At 47.8% G+C, this 20,904-nt stretch carries 17 protein-coding genes; 9 read left to right on the top strand and 8 right to left on the bottom strand.

Features of this window, described 5'->3' with window-relative positions; genetic code table 11:
* Positions 1-27: 27 nt before the first annotated feature.
* The 4 genes from L0Y31_RS05335 to L0Y31_RS05320 form a co-directional block, all read right to left on the bottom strand.
* Entirely contained in the window at positions 28-1,308 is a 1,281-nt protein-coding gene (locus L0Y31_RS05335) for a M16 family metallopeptidase (RefSeq protein ID WP_234736100.1), read from the bottom strand.
* A gap of 61 nt (positions 1,309-1,369) precedes the next feature.
* Positions 1,370-2,596, bottom strand: coding sequence for a type IX secretion system outer membrane channel protein PorV (porV, locus tag L0Y31_RS05330; RefSeq protein ID WP_234736099.1), 1,227 nt, complete (start codon positions 2,594-2,596; stop codon positions 1,370-1,372).
* Between the two features lie 113 nt (positions 2,597-2,709).
* On the bottom strand, positions 2,710-6,153 hold the full coding sequence (porU, locus tag L0Y31_RS05325; RefSeq protein WP_234736098.1) for a type IX secretion system sortase PorU: 3,444 nt from the start codon (positions 6,151-6,153) through the stop codon (positions 2,710-2,712).
* Positions 6,131-6,745, bottom strand: a complete 615-nt coding sequence (locus L0Y31_RS05320) for a SprT-like domain-containing protein (RefSeq protein WP_234736097.1) — start codon at positions 6,743-6,745, stop codon at positions 6,131-6,133. The genes porU and L0Y31_RS05320 overlap by 23 nt, the downstream gene beginning before the upstream one ends.
* Positions 6,746-6,896: 151 nt before the next feature.
* Here L0Y31_RS05320 and L0Y31_RS05315 point away from each other — a divergent pair, with 151 nt between their 5' ends.
* The 3 genes from L0Y31_RS05315 to L0Y31_RS05305 all read left to right on the top strand — a co-directional run bounded on the left by L0Y31_RS05315 (position 6,897) and on the right by L0Y31_RS05305 (position 8,621).
* Positions 6,897-7,328 carry a phage holin family protein gene (locus L0Y31_RS05315; protein ID WP_234736096.1) on the top strand — a complete coding sequence of 144 codons (432 nt, stop codon included), beginning with the start codon at positions 6,897-6,899 and terminating at the stop codon, positions 7,326-7,328.
* A 65-nt stretch (positions 7,329-7,393) separates the two neighbouring features.
* A complete protein-coding gene (locus tag L0Y31_RS05310) occupies positions 7,394-7,876 on the top strand; it encodes a hypothetical protein (protein WP_234736095.1) in 483 nt (160 codons plus the stop codon).
* A complete protein-coding gene (locus L0Y31_RS05305) occupies positions 7,821-8,621 on the top strand; it encodes a phosphoglycerol geranylgeranyltransferase (protein ID WP_234736094.1) in 801 nt (266 codons plus the stop codon). The genes L0Y31_RS05310 and L0Y31_RS05305 overlap by 56 nt, the downstream gene beginning before the upstream one ends.
* A 33-nt stretch (positions 8,622-8,654) precedes the next feature.
* Here L0Y31_RS05305 and L0Y31_RS05300 read toward each other — a convergent pair whose 3' ends face one another.
* From L0Y31_RS05300 to L0Y31_RS05285, 4 genes are all read right to left on the bottom strand, one after another.
* Positions 8,655-9,581 (bottom strand): AraC family transcriptional regulator, encoded by a 927-nt coding sequence (locus L0Y31_RS05300; protein ID WP_234736093.1) that lies wholly within the window; start codon positions 9,579-9,581, stop codon positions 8,655-8,657.
* Between the two features lie 189 nt (positions 9,582-9,770).
* Entirely contained in the window at positions 9,771-10,940 is a 1,170-nt protein-coding gene (locus tag L0Y31_RS05295) for an acyl-CoA dehydrogenase (protein ID WP_305067605.1), read from the bottom strand.
* A gap of 94 nt (positions 10,941-11,034) precedes the next feature.
* On the bottom strand, positions 11,035-11,376 hold the full coding sequence (locus L0Y31_RS05290; protein ID WP_234736092.1) for a DoxX family protein: 342 nt from the start codon (positions 11,374-11,376) through the stop codon (positions 11,035-11,037).
* A 32-nt stretch (positions 11,377-11,408) separates the two neighbouring features.
* Positions 11,409-12,125 carry a LexA family transcriptional regulator gene (locus tag L0Y31_RS05285; RefSeq protein WP_234736091.1) on the bottom strand — a complete coding sequence of 239 codons (717 nt, stop codon included), beginning with the start codon at positions 12,123-12,125 and terminating at the stop codon, positions 11,409-11,411.
* Between the two features lie 190 nt (positions 12,126-12,315).
* Between L0Y31_RS05285 and L0Y31_RS05280 the strand changes: the two genes are divergently transcribed.
* From L0Y31_RS05280 to L0Y31_RS05255, 6 genes are all read left to right on the top strand, one after another.
* A complete protein-coding gene (locus L0Y31_RS05280; RefSeq protein ID WP_234736090.1) occupies positions 12,316-12,594 on the top strand; it encodes a hypothetical protein in 279 nt (92 codons plus the stop codon).
* A 74-nt stretch (positions 12,595-12,668) separates the two neighbouring features.
* Positions 12,669-13,583, top strand: coding sequence for a TIGR01777 family oxidoreductase (locus L0Y31_RS05275; protein ID WP_234736089.1), 915 nt, complete (start codon positions 12,669-12,671; stop codon positions 13,581-13,583).
* Positions 13,584-13,872: 289 nt separating this feature from the next.
* Positions 13,873-15,696: a polysaccharide biosynthesis protein gene (locus L0Y31_RS05270; RefSeq protein ID WP_234736088.1), complete on the top strand. Its 1,824-nt coding sequence runs from the start codon at positions 13,873-13,875 to the stop codon at positions 15,694-15,696.
* A gap of 210 nt (positions 15,697-15,906) precedes the next feature.
* Complete coding sequence (locus L0Y31_RS05265; RefSeq protein ID WP_234736087.1) at positions 15,907-17,115, top strand: acetyl-CoA C-acetyltransferase; 1,209 nt, start codon at positions 15,907-15,909, stop codon at positions 17,113-17,115.
* A gap of 68 nt (positions 17,116-17,183) precedes the next feature.
* Positions 17,184-19,358, top strand: coding sequence for a 3-hydroxyacyl-CoA dehydrogenase NAD-binding domain-containing protein (locus L0Y31_RS05260; protein WP_234736086.1), 2,175 nt, complete (start codon positions 17,184-17,186; stop codon positions 19,356-19,358).
* The gene (locus tag L0Y31_RS05255) at positions 19,345-20,871 is read left to right on the top strand and encodes a lipopolysaccharide biosynthesis protein (RefSeq protein ID WP_234736085.1); all 1,527 of its coding nucleotides are present in this window, start codon (positions 19,345-19,347) and stop codon (positions 20,869-20,871) included. Before L0Y31_RS05260 ends, L0Y31_RS05255 begins: the two co-directional genes overlap by 14 nt.
* Positions 20,872-20,904 lie beyond the last annotated feature (33 nt).

Here is a 20,904-nt window from a genome sequence, read left to right as displayed (position 1 = left end):
AGCAATGAGAGCGGGACAAGTATCAGGTTATTTGCCGCCAACGACGACTTCAATCAAGTCTTTCTCCTGCAAGTATTTATTTGCCATTTCTAAGACCTGCTCAGCAGAAACGGCGCGAAGGTTATCAATATACGTTGTCAAATAATCAGCTGGCAACCCGTCTAATAAAATGCCTTTATAGCGGTCTGCAATTTCAAAAGGCGTATTCAATGAGCCAACAAAAGAGCCTGCCATGTAATTTTTAACCACATCCATCTCTTCATCAGGCACTAATTCTTCCTGCAAACGACGGATTTCTTTGCGGGTTTCGTCCAGCGTTTGTTGCGTAAATTCCCGTTTTACGTCGGTGCCAATCGTCCAGTAGCCCGCCCGTGGGAAAGTCGATAAGCTCGACCAGATGCCGTAGGTAAAGCCCTTTTCCTCCCGGATATTTTTCATAAGCCGCGAGCCAAAATAACCACCCAATACTTCATTAAGAACTAAAACCGGGAAGTAGTCAGGATGCTGGCGCGTGAATAGCAGTCGGCCCAGGCGAATGGACGATTGCAGGCTTTCTTCCTTCTCCAGCAAAATGGTACGTTCGTTGGTGGTCACAATCGGCGGCAGGTTTACGTCCGCGTCATTGGGCGTTAGCGCCTGACTACCCAGGGTTCGGTTCAGTTGCGTGAACTCCATTTCGGTTACCTGGCCGGCTAAAACAATCCGGTAAGGCCGATTTTGGATGCGCTGCTGGTAGAACTGTTCAACCATTTGCTGCTGGATGGCGTCGAGCGTTTCCGGTGTTTGACGATAGCCATACGGGTGGCTGGCTCCGAAAACATTTTGCCGGATGAGCGTGCTGGCCAGGTAATTGTTTTTTCCCAGATTAACCTGCAAGTTCTGCCGCGTGATGTTGATCTGATCGGCCAGCTCTTTTTCGGGAATGACCGATTCGGCCAGTAGCTCCTGAAGCAAAGGCAAAACTTCGGGTAAGTACTTATTCAGGCAGTAGATAGTCAGGCTTGACCGATCGGTACCACTGTGGGATTCCAGAAAAGCGCCGTACCGATCCAGATAGCTGTTTATTTGCGCCGATGACCGTTGGCGCGTGCCTTCGGCCAGCATTTTCATGCTTAGCGTTGAGATGCCGGGTAGCGGTTCGTAGCAGGAGCCCGCCTCAAAAATACATTCGAGACGTAGGATGGGTTGCTCGCCCGCCCGAACTAGATAAACAGGTTGTTCATTGTCAAGAATGAAGGTTTCAACTGATGGGACACGAATTTCATCAACCGTTTTAAAGGCCGGCGCCAGCGTTCTATCCAGGGTCATATTGGAAATAAAAATGGCACTTCCGGAGAAATGCCATTTTGTTTTTTATCAAAGGAATTGATTATTCTTCTTCGCTATTTACGGCCCGTGGCTTTTTATCCAGATTGAGGGTTAGCGAGAGCCGGAGTGTATTGGCCAGCGGACTACCCTGGCGGACTGGCATCAGATAGGCAAAGTCAATGCCGTATTTCTGCTGCAATTTGATGCCGATACCAGCCGTAAAATACTTCCGGTCACCTTTAATCCGCGCTTCGTGCTGATAGCCCAACCGCGCCGCAAATTGATCATTGTACCAGTATTCAGCACCAGCTGAAATATTGATTTCTTTTAATTCTTCTGCAAATCCATCGGGTGCGTCAGAGAAGGAGCCAAAAGCACCGCTTAGGGAAGTCAACGTTCTAGGATCACGCCCTTTCAGGATTACAGGATTGCTGTTAGGCCCAAGAACCGGTTTTCCATTAACAGTTTGATACTGAGGGGGAGTTGGTACCATCAGTTTGTTCAGGTCAACAACAAAGTTAAACTTATTATACTTGTCTGTGTAATAAGTCATTGCCGTTCCCAGACGAAGGTTAGTCGGCAGGAAGTAGCGCTCATCGGTACCGTAATTTACTTTACCACCTAAGTTAGAGAGCATACCGCCGAAAGCCCACTTAACACCCTGGCCCGTTATTTCGTCACGCGCTTCGTTTTCGTAGTAAGCGCTGATGTCTGCGGCGACCGTGTTGGCGGGTTTGATCAAAGCGCCATTCAGGAAGTTACTCCCAGCGAGGTTCGAACTTGCGTAGCGCATGTTAACGCCCATCGAGAAGTTTCTCGAAAGCCGACGGGAATAAGAGGCAGTCGCGGCATACTCACGTGAATTGAACGAGCCTGTCGATACCCCAATGCCGTTGGTGAAATAAATGGTACCTAAATCGAAATAAAGTAAGGATAGGCCAATTACCTGGTTTTTACCTACTTTCTGATAGCCCGACAGATAGGTAAAATACATGTCGTCTACCAGGTTACGCAACCAGGGCGTGTACGATAAAGCGACTCCACGGTCTTTTTCGGCGTAGACGAGTTTGGCGGGGTTCCAGTAGATTGCGTTTGCGTCTGCGCCGAGCGCAACACCAGCATCACCAAGGGCAGCACTGCGTGCATCAGGCGTAAAGCCTAAGAAAGGCATTGCAGACGTTGGTATCCGCAAAGCAGTAGTATCCTGACCGCTTATAGTCTGGGCTTCTGTTACCAGTGAAAATGCTAAACAACCAAACAGACAAAGAGACGAAAACGTACGTTTCATACAGGAGGTTAATTTACTCAAAATTCATTGTGGTTATCAAGCTGCACAATGAGAACGTCAAAGTTACGAGGATTAAAAAGAAACAAAATGGGTTAAACAGATTTTATCTATAACTATCTAGCATAAATAAGTTTGCCGGACGTCTTGGTAACGGAGCCGTCACTGGCTGATTTTAAGATGATTGTATAAAAATAAATACCGTTTACTAAACTAGCTGACGACTGCGCATTCCAGACTAAATCGCTCCAGACAGTTTGACATTCTGTGCACGTTGCCTGCTCTTTCGCAATTATCCGGCCCTTAATATCAACAATGGTTAACGTAGCTTCCAGTTTTTCACCAAGCCGATTGTGCTTGATTTGGAATGTAGCCTGGTCGGAGACGGGGTTCGGGAATGCCGTTACCGTTTCAATTATCAGACCTGGCTTGTCAGAAACTATAAACTTCAACGCGGCCTCTGCGGGATTATTGTACAGATCGAAGGCTTTTAAACGAACGGTATAAGTCCCTTGTTGTAGGTCGTTGAAAAGATAATTTATAGTGCCTGATCGGTAATTATCTACATCTGCCGAAAAGTAATTATTCACTATTACAGGCGTCTCGTCGTTAAGCCAAAGCGTCAACGCGTTGTTCGTATTTAAACCCGCAATATTAATACCAGATTCATCCTTCAGACGAGCAATTAATCGGACACGCGGCCCAATTACTGACTGGCCTTCGCGGAACGTCGTATCATTGATGAACAACTGAATGACGGGTGGCTTCGTGTCGGCTACTGAATTTGCGTTTCGCGGATCAATAAAAAGCTTTCCGTAGCTTCCTGTAGCGTCAAAAAGGCTATCTGCCCGAACGGCATAGGCCACGAGCTTACCTAATCCTGGTGCCTGACCCGTTAAATTCGGCATTCTGAACTCGCCGATAAACCGGCCGGCCCGTACGCTCACCTTACCATCAAACAGTTTACGCTGGTAAATCTGATACGACATTATCGGACTATCTTTTTCCGTTCCCAGCGTCTTTACGGTATCTGGTTTGGCAAAGATGGTCAACTGAATCGTTCCGTCAAAATCGGTTAAACGTTGGCCCTGTTGCCGGACTTCACCTTCCAGCGTAACCGAAGACAGGGCCTTTAATGTATCGTTCGTTGCGTTAAGCCTCAGACCGTTAAGGCGCGTAAGCGTAATTTCCGCCTGCGGGTAAGCCAGGGCCATGGACGGATCGCCCAGTAAGGTGAAATTGCGGTTAAGGCTGCCCGCCAGGCTGTTATTTTTAGTAATCCGGACCAAGTCACCCAAACGAACGGGCGTTGACTGGGCCGTTTGATCTGCCAAGGCGCCGTAGAAAGCCTGATTAAGTATGTAATTGGTGTTGGCGTAAACCGGGCGCGTTGTGGTTAATAGTCCGATAGCACCTCCTTGCGCATTCAACAGCGCTAGTTCTGCCCCGGAAACTTTGGCAGGATCATCATAACGCCCAAATTCGCAGGTTGCCGTTACAAATAGCGGATAAATGCTATTTCGCCAGCCTAAAATATCCTCGAGGGTTACAATTTGTTCCTGTGCCCAACCGGCTTCGCCACCATGTCCGCTGTAGTTGATGATGAGGCGTCCTTCGTTGAGCGACCGATTTATGGCCTGGTTGACTTGCGGCGCTTTGTCGCCAGTTTGTGAAGCTGTTTGTGGATAACTATCGAGGTATATTTTTTCGGTGCGAAACGGTGGTCGGGTTCTTATAATTTGTTCCGCTAAAAAATCGGCATCTCGTTGGTGAATATTGCCATCGCCATCATCGGCAACAAACGTAATTTTAGTGCGCCAATCGCCATGTTGGGTTTTCGTGGACGCGTAGCGAATCAATTTGTTGACCATGTTTTGCGCTTCTTCTACCGATTTTAGGGGAAGCCGACCAACACCGATGTCCAACTTGTGATCACTATCCACAACCTCCGACCACTCGCCATCTTCAGGTTTTAGAAAACCGAAATAATCATCCGACGAATAGCTTCGCACCGGATGCAGCGACTCGCGGCTCTCGTAAACGGGCACTGTGTTGGCCAACTGCGTAGCGTTGAGTAAGCCCGTAATTCCTTTATAATCGTAGGTTGCGTCGCCAAAAAGAAGCAGGTATTTGAGCTTTCCGGCTGTTTTATTCATTAAATGACGCGCAAAATCACGGATCGCGGTCGGGTCTGGCTGACCGGAAGCAAACTCATTATAAACTTGCTGCGTGGTGGCAATCAGCACTTCTAAACCGTCTTTTTCGCGCCGGAGCGTAGCCAGACGCTCCGCCTGTGCCTGCCAGGCGGCTGCCGTAACAATAAGCAGATCAGGGGTGGGCTGGGCCCGCAGGTTTTGATTGCTTATCCGTAGGCCGCGTTCTGGGTCGTAAGCCTGGGCAGGTGTGAAAAGCAAAAATTGCCGCAAAAGTCCACCTGGAGCGGCAAAGGTTCCGTCCGTACCTGACAACGTTAAAGACTGCTGAATCGGTTGCGAAGGATTGGTGACATCCCAGACGAGTAGATCCGCGCTGGCCTGCCGAACCTGATAGCGGGCGGCAGGAAGTTGAGCGGAGGCTAACGAACGAATAAGTTGTTGATCGCCATACGTTCGAATTTCGCGTTGGGTCTGTAGCGCCAGAAAATTTATGTATCCCTGAGTGGAGGTTGCTTTTCCCCGGTCGTAGGTGAGGGTTAGCGAGATTGTCTCATCATTGGAGGGAGGTATAAGGCGATATGTTTGCCGGCTATCAATCCCTTTTCGATCATATTGATAAGTAGATACCGGATTAAATGTCTGCGTGCCAACGGCCTGAGAGCCCCAGTTAAGGCGAAAGCGAGTTGTGTCATTTCCCTGACTCATCAGCGCCGCCGTAAGCAGGGTGGGCGCACCGGGCAACCGACCAGGCAGATTGAATGAGAGTTGCCGTTGGGACGTGACGTTGTAATTGTCGCCATACCATTCCCGGCCCGATTGCACCCGATTAGTCAGTTCTTTTTCCTGGTAAAAATAATCGTCAAAAGCGGTGATTAGGGGAGCCGTTGGTGCCGTAAATGAGGAGGGGAGAACCCGTAGGCCAGCCTGCTGCCCAATATTCAGGAAATAATAAGTTGTGTCAGAATAAGGATTCAACTGGTGGGCAAATCGGGGGCCAGCGGTATCGCGGAGGGTCGAATCATAGTAGATGCGGTGCGGACTTTGCGCGAAGAAATAAACCGCATCGCTGGCATCAAACCGTCCGTCAGCCTCACCTGTTACCGAAATAGCGTTCTCAATTAAGTCTTGCGGGCGTGGTTGTGCGTTGGCTTGCGGCAAAGCCGTGCCTCCGTTGCCAAATACACGAATCATACGGGGATCGAGCGTCTCGACGGTAATGCCCAGACGGTTCAGAAAAGCGGGCGTGAGTTTATAAACGCCGGTTCGGGTGACCCCAATTCGGTACCAGGAACCCTCAGACAGTACTGAATTGGCTGGTTGAGAAAGCCCGTTTGAAAAGCTACCGCCTAAAAGAACGATTGTATAAATCCACCCAAAAATGTTATATTTTTTCCACCCAGACATGCGCCCAAACCGACACCCTGCGATTGGTGTCTTTCTCTGTACAAACGATGCGGGTACGCCGTTTCATACCCCGCACATATTCTTTCTCTGAAAAACGGAACGGTTCGCCTTCCCCGAGGTCAATTAACAGACAATAACTGGCAGGTTTGCTGTCTAGTTGCCGGAGTGCTTTCGTTAAGCCGGAATGCGCTCCGGTCGAGGCCGCCGGGCTACGAAGATAATCAATTAATGGCACTAAAACAGAGTCTGGGAAGACAGATTCGTTCAGAACCGGCTGCATAACAGCGTGAAACGCTTTTTGCCATTCTGAACCGTGCGGTTGAAGGCGTCGTCGCCGCGCGGAACGAATCCATTGCTGATAAGCAAGAAGATGGGCTACTTCGTGGAGGTAAGTAATCAGAAAGGCGCAGGTGTTCAGGTTATTATTGACGGTAATGGTGCAGCCTTTTCCCGGCTCTGCCCGAAAGTCGCCTAGCTTGGTTTTACGAGGTTGGGTAATGCGAAATGTGAACTGATGTTGGGTCCATAATTGGGTGCAATAATCAGCCGCCTTTTCGGGAACATAGCGCAGAAATGTACTTCTATTGCTCATTGATGAGTCTGGTAACGCCAACGTAATAGGGGCGCAGCTTATTGGAAACGAACAAAAATAACCGCTTTATATTTTAGCCCGAAAAAAATATTTTCCAAACAAATTAGCGGATAATTTGTACTACCATACAGCCACTAACTAGAAGACGGCCATGTTAGAAAAATTAGATGAGATTAGAGAAGGGATCTTTAAATATCTCGAGGCGCGTATAGAGCTTTTCAAGCTTGAGACACGCAATAAGGTGGAGGAGGGCGTTGTTCATGCCGTTCACGGCGTGATTCTTGGTTTTTTAGCGACGATCACAACGATATTTTTATTCAGTTTACTGGCTGCCTGGTTGAACCATGTACTCGATAGCCGTTATCTTGGCTTTTTGATTGTTGCTGGTTTTTTCATGGTGTTGACGATCATTTGGGCTCTGGGAAAAAATTACTTTTCTGGGTCCATCCGAAAGATGGCTTACGGCATGATAAAGACCCAACAGGAGAAGAAAGCGCAGGAAAAGACGGACGCTATCAGCGAGTTACGCGAGCAAACAGAGGCTTCAATTCGCCAATCTTATACGGAGCGATCAGTAGAATAAGGCAATCAATCTGACGAGAAATAACGGTTAATTCATTTTTTTATTAATTTTAGAACGCTCAATCTATGGACCCGAATGTATTTTTTTCGGATACTTCAGCCCGCCGTGCCGAATTGATGGAGGCAACCGAGGAATATAAAAGCCGAATTGAAACCAATGTCAATTCACTAAAAGGCGAGGCAACTGAAGTAGGTAAAACGGTGGCACTGGTCGCTGGGGTTTGTGTGGCAGTTTATCTAGTCGCCAATCTTATTCTCCCTGATTCTAAATCAGATGAAGAAGAGGATGAAGAGGCTTACTACGATGAAGATGCCGATAAATACTACCCTAAGCATAGCCAAAAGGCTCAGGTACACCGCGCCACGAAAGCAGCCGAGGATGCACCTAAAAAATCAGCAATCGGTGGGGCCATTATGGGTATTCTGACGTCGGTTGCAACTAATTTTGCGCGGCAACAGGCAATGAATTATCTTTCGCGATTAACCCATAATAATGCAGCCAAGCAGCAACCAGCGTCTGTCCAACCAACACAACCTGCTTCTTACTAGCCTTACTAAACGTAAAGAATCAGGTAAAAAATCATTTGCTGTCTTGCTCGATCCGGATAAGGTCGAGCAAGACGCGTTTAAAGACCTATTACTCCGAAGCGTTGAAAATCGGATTGATTTCTTCTTCGTTGGTGGGAGTCTGATTACCAATTTTGTTCTTCAGGATGTGATCAAAACCATCCGCAACTACACGAATATTCCGGCCATTTTATTTCCGGGAAATAGCCTGCACATTGAACCCAGCGCGGACGCTATTTTATTGCTTTCGCTGATTTCGGGTCGGAATCCAGAATTTTTAATTGGTCAACACGTCATTGCCGCACCGATCCTGAAGCAAAGCGGACTGGAAGTGCTACCAACTGGCTACATGCTTGTTGATAGTGGCGTGCAAACGACTGTTTCTTACATAAGTAATACTACTCCCTTACCCTACGATAAGCCCAGTGTTGCTGCCTGCACGGCTATGGCGGGTGAAATGCTCGGTTTGCGGCTCATGTATATGGATGCGGGTAGCGGAGCCAAGCGCCCCGTAGCGCCTGAAATGATTGCTGCTGTACGGAAAGCCGTAGATACCCCCCTTATTGTAGGTGGAGGCATTAATTCTGCGGAGAAAGCCCTGGCTGCTCTGCAAGCAGGGGCAGATGTAGTGGTAGTTGGTAACGGCATTGAAAAAGATCCCGAGCTGTTACCGGAAATCGCCGAAGTCGTTAGGGCGTTTAATGAGCCGTTAGTCAGCAGTCGTTAATGCGTCATTAACAACCACTGACCAAAGCTCTGTTTATACGTTCATCAGCGACTCGCGACGGCGCATTTTACCAGCCGGAATCCCGAACATCATTTTGAAACGGCGGCAGAAATAAGCCGTGTCTTTGTAACCCACTTCGGCACCAATAGCCCGAATGCTCTTCTTCGTTGTGCGCAGAAGGCCAACCGCTGCTTCCATACGCTGGTATTCGATGTAGTCTTGCGGATTGATACCCGTCAGCATCTTGAAATACTGACCAACATAATCTTCCGAAACATTGGCTACGTTTGCCAATACTTTGTTAGAAAGATCGCCGCCCAGGTTATCCTTGATGTAAGCGAAAATATCAATCAAACGCGGATCTTTGAAATAAGTGCTGTTCGTAACTAGTTGTTCAACAAACAGTTTGTATTTCAGGATGTAGCGAATGACTTCAATAACAATCTCTTCGGTTTTGATTTTAATGATTCGTCCTTTACCCGCAGTATCCAGCATATCCTCAACCAGAATCTGGTTGATGGTTTGCGCCAGATTGTCATCACGTTTGATGATAAACGGCGGAATATCCAGCGAGTTAAAGAAGTTAACCGAATCGAAAACCTTAGCCTCAAAGGATACGTACCCAAAAGAATTCGGCATGTTGCTAACCTTCTGCGGATCCCGATTGGCTTCCAGATACAGCTCCCGATGCGTCATAAATTCTTCATTCGAGACTGTTTTAGGGTGAGAAGGGTCGCCGTAAGTAACGGTAACATGCTTTCCTCCCGGAATAAATAGCATATCACCTACTTCAACCTGCTGGGACTCTTCGCCAAAAGAAACTTCGCCGTTGTAAAGAATTGTTAAGGTATTCTCTACATCGTAGTAATTTTTTATGGTGATAGGCTGGAGGATACGGATATTCCGTGCTTTAATAAATTTCACTCCGAGCGACTCAATAATCTTGTTGTAATCTTCCATGGTGTTGCAATCTTTTTCCCGTTGTTCGTTATGTCAATGAAGAGCTTTACGCATATTTTGCACAAATCTAATAAATTGGACAAAACTAATACAACTTTTTTTCTTGCGAAAATATAAAAAAAGATGACAGTCTATTGCAAAAAATAGCAGAGCTTTTTCTAAAAAAATTAAGCGAGCGGTATAAAAGTGCTATTTAACCAATTCTCTGGCGATTACTAATTTTTGGATTTCGGACGTACCCTCATAGATCTGCGTGATTTTTGCATCCCGCATTAGGCGCTCTACGTGGTATTCTTTTACATAACCATACCCACCATGAATTTGCACGGCCTCGGTCGTGGCCCACATGGCTACCTCCGACGCATATAACTTGGCCATTGCCGCAGCCTGCACATAATCTTTATGTTCATCTTTTAGGCGGGCGGCTTTGAACACCAATAGCCGGGCAGCTTCGATTTTGGTGGCCATCTCGGCCAGCTTGAACTGAATGGCCTGGTGATCAAATATCCGTTTGCCAAAGGATTTCCGTTCCTGGGCGTAGCTAAGCGCCAGCTCGTAGGCACCCGAAGCAATTCCTAGCGCCTGGGCCGCAATGCCAATGCGGCCCCCGTTAAGGGTCGCCATGGCAAACTTGAAGCCAAACCCATCTTCGCCAATCCGGTTTTCTTTAGCTACCTGGACATCCGTAAACATCAACGAATGCGTGTCGGAAGCCCGAATGCCCATCTTGTCTTCTTTTTTACCAACCACAAAACCCGCTTGGCCGTTTTCTACAATCAGGCAGTTGATGCCCCGGTGTTTTTTGTCAATATCGGTCTGGGCCATGACCAGGTAGATGCCTGCCGAGCCACCGTTGGTAATCCAGTTTTTGGTGCCGTTTACTAAATAATGATCGCCCGCGTCAAAAGCGGTTGTATGTTGCGAAGTAGCGTCGGAGCCGGCTTCCGGTTCCGAGAGGCAGAACGCGCCGAGTTGCTCGCCTGTTGCCAGCTTTGTGAGGTATTTCTGTTTTTGCTGTTCTGATCCAAAGCGTTCCAGTCCCCAGCATACCAGTGAATTATTAACAGACATAATAACCGAGCAGGAAGCATCTACTTTAGAAATTTCCTCCATAGCGATTACGTACGAAACGGTATCCATGCCCCCGCCCCCGTATTCGGGGGAGACCATCATGCCCAAAAAACCGAGTTCGCCCATGCGCCGAACTTGCTCCGTAGGAAATTTGGCTGCGGTGTCCCGTTCGATGACGCCCGGCAGGAGTTCGTTCTGCGCAAAATCACGCGCCGCTTCCTGAACCGCCTGATGCTCTTCCGTTAAATTAAAATTCAATCCTGTTAAATCAAAGGTTGTGGACGCCATGCTAGCTTGCTGTTTGTTGGAATTAGACTATCAATTACCAAAATTAGCCAATTCGAAACTGGTATGCAAGCATAATAATAGCCACGGACGAAGGCTATTTTGTGTATTGGTAAGCCCACCAGATCAGGACCAGTTGGAGCGGCAAACGAAGAAATAAAACCCAGGTCGGTAAAGAGGTAAACTTGCCGGACGTAAGCATGTAGAGATTAGCGGGAAAAATGGCAATCAGTAATAAAATAATTCCCCAGGCCGCCCAAGGACGGAGCGAGGGAATCAGTAAAGCCAGGCCAAGAAGAATTTCGGCACCGCCACTAAGCAGCACAAGGGCTTTATGGGCCGGAAGATAGGGCGGCATGATCTTTATGTAAGTACGGGTGGCTGTGAAATGCAGAATCCCAGCCACCGTATAAATTGCCGCCATTAGATAAAGGCCCATTGATAGATGATTTTAAAGTAAAACCCTGCCGTTTATTCGACAGGTGAATCAACAACCCGGGCTATTTTCCAGATTCCCTGAATGTCCTTTAAAGGTACGGTTACACTACCTCCGTTTGGATTGTCGGAATGTAAGGCTAACCGTTGTTTGGTTAGTAACTCATTGTCTTTGATGCGTTTAACCACAAAATAATCTCGGTAAATAACCGCGTAAATCCCACCAGACTGATACTGCCAATCACTGGGGTCGATGTGTACAGCCAGTACTTTTGCTCCGTTGGAAAGCTGGGGACTCATGCTGTTGCCCGAAATCTCAATAACAACTACATTTTTGTGATTGCCAATCAGATGCTCGGGTACGCGATAAGATTCCAGTTGGGCCATCGAAAGGCCTTCGGTGTAAGTCTCAATGAAGCTAGCGTAGAAGCGCGTCGGGACAAAAGGAAGTTCGCGGTAGCGTACAGGTAGATCAATTACCTTGGCATTGACTTCCAGCTCGGACAGAATAGGATGGTGGCCGCGCAGTAAATAATCGGCCCGAACCTGCGGATATTGTTCGAGCAAACGCAGAATTGTATCATACGACGGCTTTGCCCGACCGTTTAGGATATTGTAAAATTTAGAAGAGTTCTCGCCCAGGTCTTTAGCGACTTGGTAGATGCTGATTCCCAGGGCATCAAACACCTGCCGCATGCGTTCCTGAATGGACTCAGAGGATTCTTTTGCCAATATATTGTCTTCGCTTTGCATAATACAACTAATTGTTTTCTCTGTTTTAGAAGAAATATATAATACTCAAATTTAATATAAAGTAACATTAAATGCAATTGTTTTGAAATGTAGTGACTATAAGGTGTGATTAATGGACAAATAGCGCTGATTATGAACAAACATAATTAGCATTCAGGGGTTTATAGTTTTAAGATCAACGTTTTGAAAGATGAATCAATTAAGCAAAAATGCACAACCAGCGCAGAGTCGCCGGAATAAGTTTCTATCCATTTGCTGTGGCCTGTTGGTAGCATCAACCATTATGAGTTGTTCGGGTAAAACAGAGAATAATGCATCAACTGCCGAAGATGCCACAACGGATACAACGATCATGGGAATCCAGGGCGATACAACTTCGCATAGTTTGGATGGCCCTATTGCCAGACCGGCTGATACCACGGCAGGCCAGACCTTACCAGAGGTAAAGGCAACACCCAAAAAAGACTAACGTTTATAAGTAAAGTTAGAGCAACAAATAGGCATAGCAGCAGGTTTTATCAGCGATTAGATGAATCGACTGCTATGCCTCAAACCGTATTGATTACCGGCGGGACCGGTACTGTTGGCCGTCCGCTAACCCGCCTTTTACAAGCCAAAGGGTATCAAGTTTCTTACCTCAGCCGCTCCGGCAAGCCAATTCAGCATATCAAAGTTTATCAATGGGACCCCTCTAACGGACGCATTGACGCAGAGGCCGTTGCTGCTGCCGACTACATAATTCACCTGGCGGGTGCTGGTATTGCCGATAGCCGCTGGACAGATTCCCGCAAGCGCGAAATTCTTCAAAGTCGTACTCAAAGCACCGATTTATTGGTCCGTACGCTAGCCCAGACAAGTCATAAAGTAAAAGCTTTTATTAGTTCATCGGCCATTGGCTATTACGGCGGAGATACTGGAAATCAGCCTTTAACGGAAAATAGTGCACCTGGAAAAGACTTCATGGCCGAGGTTACCGTAGCCTGGGAGCAGGCGGCTGAGGCTATTGCTCATTTGGGTATCAGGACGGTGAAGCTGCGGATCGGCGTGGTTCTGAGCGTGGAAGGCGGAGCGCTTTCAAAGCTTATCATGCCTGTAAAATGGGGCGTTGGATCGCCGCTTGGATCAGGACAGCAGCATATCTCCTGGATTCATATTGACGACCTTTGCCGGTTATTTCTGGAAGCAATGGAAAGCCCTGACTGGCAGGGAGTTTACAATGCGGTTGCGCCAGCACCCGTGACTAATGAAACACTGACTCGTCATATTGCTGAAGCGCTAAAAAAGCCGTTGTGGTTACCCAACATACCTGCCGCTTTACTCCGACTGATTTTAGGCGAAATGGCTGTTGTGATATTGGGCAGTAGCAACGTGCAGAACAAGCGTATAAAGGAAAGTACTGATTTTAACTATCTTTTTAAAGACTCGCATATGGCAATATGTAACCTGCTGAATAAATAATTAAACTATATTTGGAGAAAGAGATACTATTTTCTCTTCAGATTGGTTTTTTTGGGACCACATAATAACTTATTTTTGTCTGATAATAAAGATGCCTTAACTTGTTCGGTAGGAATGATTGGTATATAGACATTTGAAATCCACTACCTAGATGATTGAAAAACTTTTACTAAAGCATTCGAATCGATTTATATCTAGTTATGTCATTCTTTTCATAGATTCGACAATTGCTGTCAGTTCTTACTGCATAGCCTCCTTGCTTCGATTCAATTTTGACATAGAGCGAGTTATGGATTATGCATCCTGGTATTATATCGGGGTAGTCCTAGCCGTTCGAGTCGCTTTCTTTCTTTATGGGCGATCATATCAGGGAATTGTTCGGCATACAAGCGTTGAAGATGTGCGTTCCTTACTGCTGTCTACCACCGGAAGTACAGCCACAATCGTTGCCATTTCTTTTACATTATGGCAAATACAAGACGACTTTCGCTTTTATATTCCCCTTTCTATTCTCCTGATTGACTATTTCTGTTGTCTGGTTTTTCTGGTATTAAGCCGATTTATTGTAAAAACCTTATACTGGGGCATAATTTCCCAGCGTTCGGACCTGAAAAAAGGTGTGTTGATATACGGGGCAGGTATTACTGGCCTGACCACCCGCAATGCTTTAATAGGAGAAGAAGGAAACGAATACGCCGTGCTGGCCTTTATTGACGACGACCCCGGAAAGATACAGAAGGTCATTCAGGGCGTAAAGGTAATTTCTCAGCAGGAGGCTTTCGAAAAGTATATCAAAGGCCAGGCGGAAAAACCAGAAGTAATTCTGGCTTTCGACTCTATTAATAAACAACGTCTGAACAAAATTACCGAAATTTTTCTGAAACATGACGTTTCTGTGAAAACAGTACCGTCTGTTAATCAGTGGATAACCCGGCAACTCAAGCCTGCACAAATTCGTAATCTACAAATTGAAGATTTGCTGGAGCGGGAGCCTATCCGCCTAAATAATGCCGAGATTCGAAAGCAATTAGCTGGCCAAAACGTAATGGTGACGGGGGCTGCTGGTTCCATAGGCAGCGAATTGGTCCGTCAGATCTTGCACCACGGTCCGGGCCGGCTGATCTTGCTTGATCAGGCAGAATCGGCGCTGTATGATCTGGAGTTTAATTTAAGGACTAAATTTGCTGAGTTAGTGGCTCAGACAGAGCTGGTTATCCGAGTGGCCGACATTACAGATCAAACTCGGATGGAACACATCTTTGAGTTTATTGCTCCGGATTATATCTTCCACGCGGCTGCCTACAAGCATGTGCCGTTGATGGAGGAACACCCCTACGAAGCAGTGCGCACAAACGTGGTAGGGACGCGCATTATCGCTGATTTAGCACTGCGCTATGGCACGCAGAAGTTCGTCATGATTTCGACTGATAAGGCGGTAAACCCAACAAATGTGATGGGTGCCAGCAAACGCCTGGCCGAAATGTACGTACAGAGTTTAAATCACCGCTACAGCCGATACCACACCCGCTTTATTGCAACCCGCTTTGGCAACGTTCTGGGGTCGAACGGCTCTGTCGTAAAGGTATTTGAAGAGCAGATTAAAATGGGTGGCCCGGTGACGGTAACTCATCCGGACATTATTCGGTATTTCATGACGATACCGGAAGCCTGTCAACTTGTTCTGGAAGCCGGCGCGATGGGCAATGGCGGCGAGGTCTTTTTGTTCGATATGGGCGAGCCCGTGAAGATCATGGATTTAGCCCGTAAGATGATTCGTTTGTCTGGTTATTCGGCAGATCGGGGTGATATTCAGATTGAATTTACCGGTCTCCGCCCCGGCGAAAAGCTATACGAAGAACTGCTGAATGACAACGAAAAAACGATGCCAACCCATCATCCTAAAATTATGATTGCAAAAGTGATGGATTATAAGTTGGATGAGCTACAGGAGGGAATCAACACTTTACACGCGCTACTGCATTATAAAGACTATACAAAATTAGTAAACTGCTTGAAGCAGATGGTGCCTGAGTACATCAGTCAGAATTCAGTGTATGAGTTACTGGATAAGAAGAAAATTCCAGTAGAAGTAGCAATCAAGCTACCTCTGTAATACCATAAAGATAGCAATCTTACTAAAGCAGGTTTAATCCTCATGGGTTGAATCTGCTTTTTTTATGCCTCTACCAAAGCCCTAAATCAGACATAGATACCTTTAAGAATAGCATTTATTGTGCACAAAATTTGACTAAATATGGACTGGCGTACTACCTTTGTCAGTAGTATGCTTGCATACAGTTAGCCACTCCAAATTTTATTTATAATGGCAGAAGCATTTGTCTACGATGCTGTTCGAACACCGCGAGGGCGGGGCAAAAGCGATGGCGCTCTCCACGCTACTCAACCAATTCAGTTGCTGACAGCAGTTTTGCAGGCTCTTCGGGATCGCAACCAACTTGATACTTCCCTCATCGAAGATGTGGCCATGGGCTGCGTGACGCCCATCGATGAGCAGGGGGCTGACATTGCCCGGACGGCCGTTTTGAACGCTGGTTATGCCGAAACTGTGGCGGGTGTTCAACTGAATCGCTTCTGCTCGTCGGGTTTAGAAGCCATCAATATGGCAGCCGCTTATGTAATGGCTGGGCAGGTGGACGCTATTATTGCGGGTGGCGTAGAGTCCATGTCACGCGTGGCGATGGGCTCCGACGGAGGAGCTTTGTTCATGAATCCGCAGATTGTCGCCCGGCATCACATTGTTCCCCAGGGTATCTCCGCGGATCTGTTAGCGACTAAATACGGCTATAGCCGAAGCGATGTGGATGCCTTTGCGGCTGAATCTTACCGCCGCGCCGAGCAAGCGCAACAGAAGGCTCGCTTTGCACCTTCCATGATACCCCTCAAAGACGAAATTGGGACTGTTGTGTTAGATCGCGATGAAGGAGTGCGACCCGGTACGACATTGGAAAGTTTAGCCCAGTTAAAACCAGCCTTTGAAAGCCTGGGGAAAGCGGGCTTTGATGCACTGGCCTTACTAAAATATGCGGAGATAGCGCAAATCAAGCACGTTCACCACGCTGGAAATTCCTCGCAAATTGCTGACGGAGCCGCTGGTCTGTTAATCGGTAGCAAGGCGTTTGGTGACCAGACAGGACTAAAACCGCGCGCGCGCATCAAAGCGTTTGCCGTTATCGGTTCCGACCCAACGACGATGCTATCCGGTCCTATCCCGGCTACCCAAAAAGTGCTGAAAAAGGCGGGAATGAAAATTAGTGATATCGATTTATTTGAAGTGAACGAAGCCTTTGCAGTGGTGCCGTTGCTATTTATGAACCAGCTAAGCGTCGATCATGCCAAGGTAAATGTTAACGGCGGAGCAATTGCGTTGGGGCATCCCCTGGGCGCAACCGGCGCGATCATTTCGGCAACCTTACTGGATGAGCTGGAGCGTTCGGATAAGCACATTGGCTTGGCTACGCTTTGTATTGGCGGAGGAATGGGCATTGCAACTATTTTTGAACGAGTCAGCTAATTAGCTAAAATCCAGGCGAAGAGGCTCGGAAGCACTCTATATCACTACTCTCTACCACGATAAAGAAAATGGCAATCAATTATTCGATACAAGATAACATCGCGATTATTAGCTGGAACATGACTAGCTCGCCGATGAATGTGCTAAACGACGAGTCGATTCCAGCATTTGAGGCCGCTTTGCAACAGGCTTATCAGGATGAAAAAATAAAGGGGTTGGTGATTACGTCGGAGAAGCCGGAATTTGTAGCTGGTGCCGATCTAAAGATGATTCTCCGCAACAACGATAAAGACCCGGCAGAAATGCTGAAGGTGTCTACAGAATTAAATCGCATCTTTCGGAGCATCGAAACGTCGGGGAAACCCACCGTGGCCGCCATCAATGGCACGGCTTTGGGCGGTGGCTACGAAATTTGTCTGGCTTGCCATCACCGCATTGCACTCAACAACCCTAAAGCCGTGATTGGCTTGCCGGAAGTAACCATTGGCCTGTTGCCCGGAGCGGGAGGAACGCAGCGTTTGCCGCGAATGCTGGGCATGGAAGCGGCATTGCCCTTGTTGCTGGAAGGTAAAAAAGTATCGCCCGCAGAAGCGTTGAGCTTGGGAATGGTCGATGATCTGGTGACGAGCCCGGATGTTTTGCTGGAATGCGCTAAGGCCTGGATTGAAGCGCATCCAACGGCCTTGCAACCCTGGGATGAACGAGATAAAAAAACAGGCAGAATCGTTGCGAAAGAAGCGTATAACGTGCCTAAAGGCGCTGTACAAAGTTCGGTTGGCGCCCGGATTTTCAGTGCTGGAACGGCGCTGCTGATGGAAAAAACGAAGGGGAATTATCCCGCGCCGCTTGAAATCATGGCTTGTGTCTACGAAGGCTTGCAGGTCAACATGGATCGGGCTTTGGCCGTTGAGGCGCGGCATTTTGTGCAAGTAGCAACGTCAAAAGTAGCGGCCAACCTGATTCGGACTTTATTCCTAGGGCAGAATGAGATTAACAAAGGCGCGTCTCGTCCGAAAGACATTCCGAAAACGGAAGTTAAGAAAATAGGTATCCTGGGCGCGGGTCTGATGGGTTCAGGAATTGCCCATGTATCGGCGGGGGCGGGGATGGCGGTCGTTTTAAAAGATGTTTCGCTGGAAGCCGCTGAGAAGGGCAAAAATCGGGTACGTACACTGATCGAAAAAGGCCTCGAACGAGGCAAAATAACGGCGGAAAAAGCGGACGCACTGCTGAATCTGATCCAACCAACCGATAGGATAGAGGACCTGAAAGGCTGTGACCTTCTTATTGAAGCCGTATTTGAAAATCGGGCACTGAAAGCCCAAGTTACCCGGGAAGCAGCCCCGATGTTGGCGGAGGGCGGTGTTTTTGGCTCTAATACCTCAACATTGCCTATTTCAGGCTTGGCGCAGGCAGCTGGCAATCCTGCGAATTTTGTTGGGATTCACTTTTTCTCTCCCGTCGATAAAATGCAGCTCGTGGAGGTAATTGTTGGGAAAGAAACGTCCGACTACGCCTTGGCCGTAGCGATGGATTACGTTCGGAAAATTCGGAAAACGCCCATCGTGGTTAACGATTCGCGGGGATTCTATACGTCGCGCTGCTTCGGCGTTTATTCATCCGAAGGAATGGAACTGCTGAAAGAAGGGGTCAATCCGGTGCTCATCGAGAATGGCGCAAAAGCCGCCGGAATGCCTGTCGGCCCACTGGCTGTGACCGACGAAGTGGCGCTGGATTTAGTCTATAAAATTGCCAGCCAGGGCATTGCCGATGGCGCCCTAACCGAAGCAGATACCAGCTATCAGGTCAGTAAACAGTTGGTTGATTTGGGCAGAGCCGGAAAAAAAGTAGCGGCGGGATTCTATGATTATCCAACTGATGGTGAGGCTGCTGCCGGAGCAAAAAAACAGTTGTGGACAGGGCTAAAAGATCTTTTTCCGCCCGCTCAGGAGCAGCCCTCCGTTGAAGAAATCAAAACCCGCTTGCTATACCGGCAGGCACTCGAAGCGGTGCGCTGTGATGAAGAAGGGGTGATTCGGACAAAACTAGAGGCCGATTTAGGCTCTATTCTGGCCTGGGGTTTTCCAGCGTATACAGGCGGTGCGCTCTCCTTCGTCGATTTTGTGGGCGCTAAAACCTTTGTACAGGAGTGTGACCGGCTGGCTGATCGGTATGGCGAACGCTTCCGCCCGACGGCTAAACTCCGAGAAAGTGTATCTTTGCGACACGATGAGCGCATTTAAGAAACTAGCGAGCGATACCGCCCTTTACGGCGGAAGTACCATTCTGGGACGGCTGTTAAATTGGGCACTGGTTTTTTTACATACCCGGATATTTATCCGCCCCGGTGAACTGGCTTCCAACGTAGAAATTTACACCTACATTGGCGTTTTGTCCATAGTTTATACCCTGGGGTTAGAAACCGCCTTTTTTCGGTATGCGGCCCGCAACAAAGACCAGCTTCAGGACTATTACAACCGCTCACTAAGTATTGTTATCGTCTTCAGCGTTCTTCTGTCGGGTAGTTTCATTGCCCTGGCACCGTGGCTAACCGATCTGATGGGTTATCCCGGACAGGAAGTGTTCCTGCAATGGGCCGCCGCGATTCTAGCCATCGACGCGATAACTGCCATTCCCTTTGCGCGGTTGCGGGTGGAAAACAAAGCGCGGCGTTTTGTCAAGACCAAAATCACGAATATCCTGATTAATATTGGTCTGAATTTATTCTTCCTGATTCTCTGCCGTGATATTTACAATGGCGAATACCTGACGGGGCTTCAACCCGCGGTCGATCTTATTTATTACCCATCCATCGGTCCTGGTTACATCATTTTAGCCAACCTGATTGCCAACGCCGTAAACCTGCTGCAACTGGCCGATCTGTTTAAGGGCTTCCGCATTCAACTCGAAAAAGAAGAAGTAAAGGCCTTGCTGACGTACGCGTTTCCACTGATGATCATCGCGTTAGTAGGCGTTATTAACCAGATGACCGACCGGATTTTTCTGCGTCATTTTTTGCCGGACGATTTTTACCTGGGTTTAACGTCGGAAGACGTTCTTGGTATTTATGGCAACTGTTATAAACTGTCAGTATTCATGGCGCTGGCGATCCAGTCGTTCAAGTTTGCAGCCGATCCGTTCTTTTTCTCGCGGGCCGAAGACAAAAACGCGCCTGATCTGCTGGCCAATGTAACAAAGTGGTTCATCATTGTCTGCGTTTTGATTTGGGTCGGCGTCAGCCTGAATCTGGACGTGATTGGCCTGCTAATTGGCCGTTCCTACCGCCGGGGCTTAGACGTGGTGCCCGTATTGATGCTGGCTAACCTGATCATGGGCGTCTTTTACAACATGGGTTTCTGGTTCAAACTCAGCGACAAAACCATTTACGGCACCTGGATTACGGTGGTTGGCACGGCGGCTACCATTGTGCTGAATATTTTGCTCATTCCAGTCATTGGTTACATGGGTTGTGCGTTGGCTTTTCTGGCTTCAGCCATCATCATGGCGGGCTTGTGCTACTACCTGGGTGAAAAATACTATCCGGTTCCGTATGATTTATCCTCGGCCATTGGCTACATCGGTGGCGGTGGTTTGCTGATCTTTTTGGCTTCCCGAATCGAAATTTCCAATCTGTGGATGGCCGTGCCTTACCATGTCCTGCTGTTTATTTTATTCGTGGGTGTTGTCGTAATGGCCGAATGGAAAACCTTTGGTCCGGTGCTGGCTCGTCGGGGTATTGCATTTGGTAAAAAATAAAGGTTATCGAAGCTAGATTTTGATAGATTTGTA

Source organism: Tellurirhabdus bombi (assembly GCF_021484805.1).
GTDB lineage: Bacteria > Bacteroidota > Bacteroidia > Cytophagales > Spirosomataceae > Tellurirhabdus > Tellurirhabdus bombi.
The sequence above is the reverse complement of the archived record's forward strand: the minus strand, read 5'-3'. Positions and strand labels throughout refer to the sequence as shown.

Bases quoted from the DNA above. Each gene is read 5' to 3' on its own strand.
- L0Y31_RS05290 (WP_234736092.1), bottom strand. From the start codon at position 11,376: ATGGGCCTTTATCTAATGGCGGCAATTTATACGGTGGCTGGGATTCTG.
- L0Y31_RS05335 (WP_234736100.1), bottom strand. From the start codon at position 1,308: ATGACCCTGGATAGAACGCTGGCGCCGGCCTTTAAAACGGTTGATGAA.
- L0Y31_RS05305 (WP_234736094.1), top strand. From the start codon at position 7,821: ATGCAGCCAAGCAGCAACCAGCGTCTGTCCAACCAACACAACCTGCTT.
- L0Y31_RS05270 (WP_234736088.1), top strand. From the start codon at position 13,873: ATGGATTATGCATCCTGGTATTATATCGGGGTAGTCCTAGCCGTTCGA.
- L0Y31_RS05260 (WP_234736086.1), top strand. From the start codon at position 17,184: ATGGCAATCAATTATTCGATACAAGATAACATCGCGATTATTAGCTGG.
- L0Y31_RS05300 (WP_234736093.1), bottom strand. From the start codon at position 9,581: ATGGAAGATTACAACAAGATTATTGAGTCGCTCGGAGTGAAATTTATT.
- L0Y31_RS05315 (WP_234736096.1), top strand. From the start codon at position 6,897: ATGTTAGAAAAATTAGATGAGATTAGAGAAGGGATCTTTAAATATCTC.
- L0Y31_RS05295 (WP_305067605.1), bottom strand. From the start codon at position 10,940: ATGGCGTCCACAACCTTTGATTTAACAGGATTGAATTTTAATTTAACG.
- L0Y31_RS05265 (WP_234736087.1), top strand. From the start codon at position 15,907: ATGGCAGAAGCATTTGTCTACGATGCTGTTCGAACACCGCGAGGGCGG.
- L0Y31_RS05280 (WP_234736090.1), top strand. From the start codon at position 12,316: ATGAATCAATTAAGCAAAAATGCACAACCAGCGCAGAGTCGCCGGAAT.
- L0Y31_RS05310 (WP_234736095.1), top strand. From the start codon at position 7,394: ATGGACCCGAATGTATTTTTTTCGGATACTTCAGCCCGCCGTGCCGAA.
- L0Y31_RS05320 (WP_234736097.1), bottom strand. From the start codon at position 6,745: ATGAGCAATAGAAGTACATTTCTGCGCTATGTTCCCGAAAAGGCGGCT.
- porU (WP_234736098.1), bottom strand. From the start codon at position 6,153: ATGTCTGGGTGGAAAAAATATAACATTTTTGGGTGGATTTATACAATC.
- L0Y31_RS05275 (WP_234736089.1), top strand. From the start codon at position 12,669: ATGCCTCAAACCGTATTGATTACCGGCGGGACCGGTACTGTTGGCCGT.
- L0Y31_RS05285 (WP_234736091.1), bottom strand. From the start codon at position 12,125: ATGCAAAGCGAAGACAATATATTGGCAAAAGAATCCTCTGAGTCCATT.
- porV (WP_234736099.1), bottom strand. From the start codon at position 2,596: ATGAAACGTACGTTTTCGTCTCTTTGTCTGTTTGGTTGTTTAGCATTT.
- L0Y31_RS05255 (WP_234736085.1), top strand. From the start codon at position 19,345: ATGAGCGCATTTAAGAAACTAGCGAGCGATACCGCCCTTTACGGCGGA.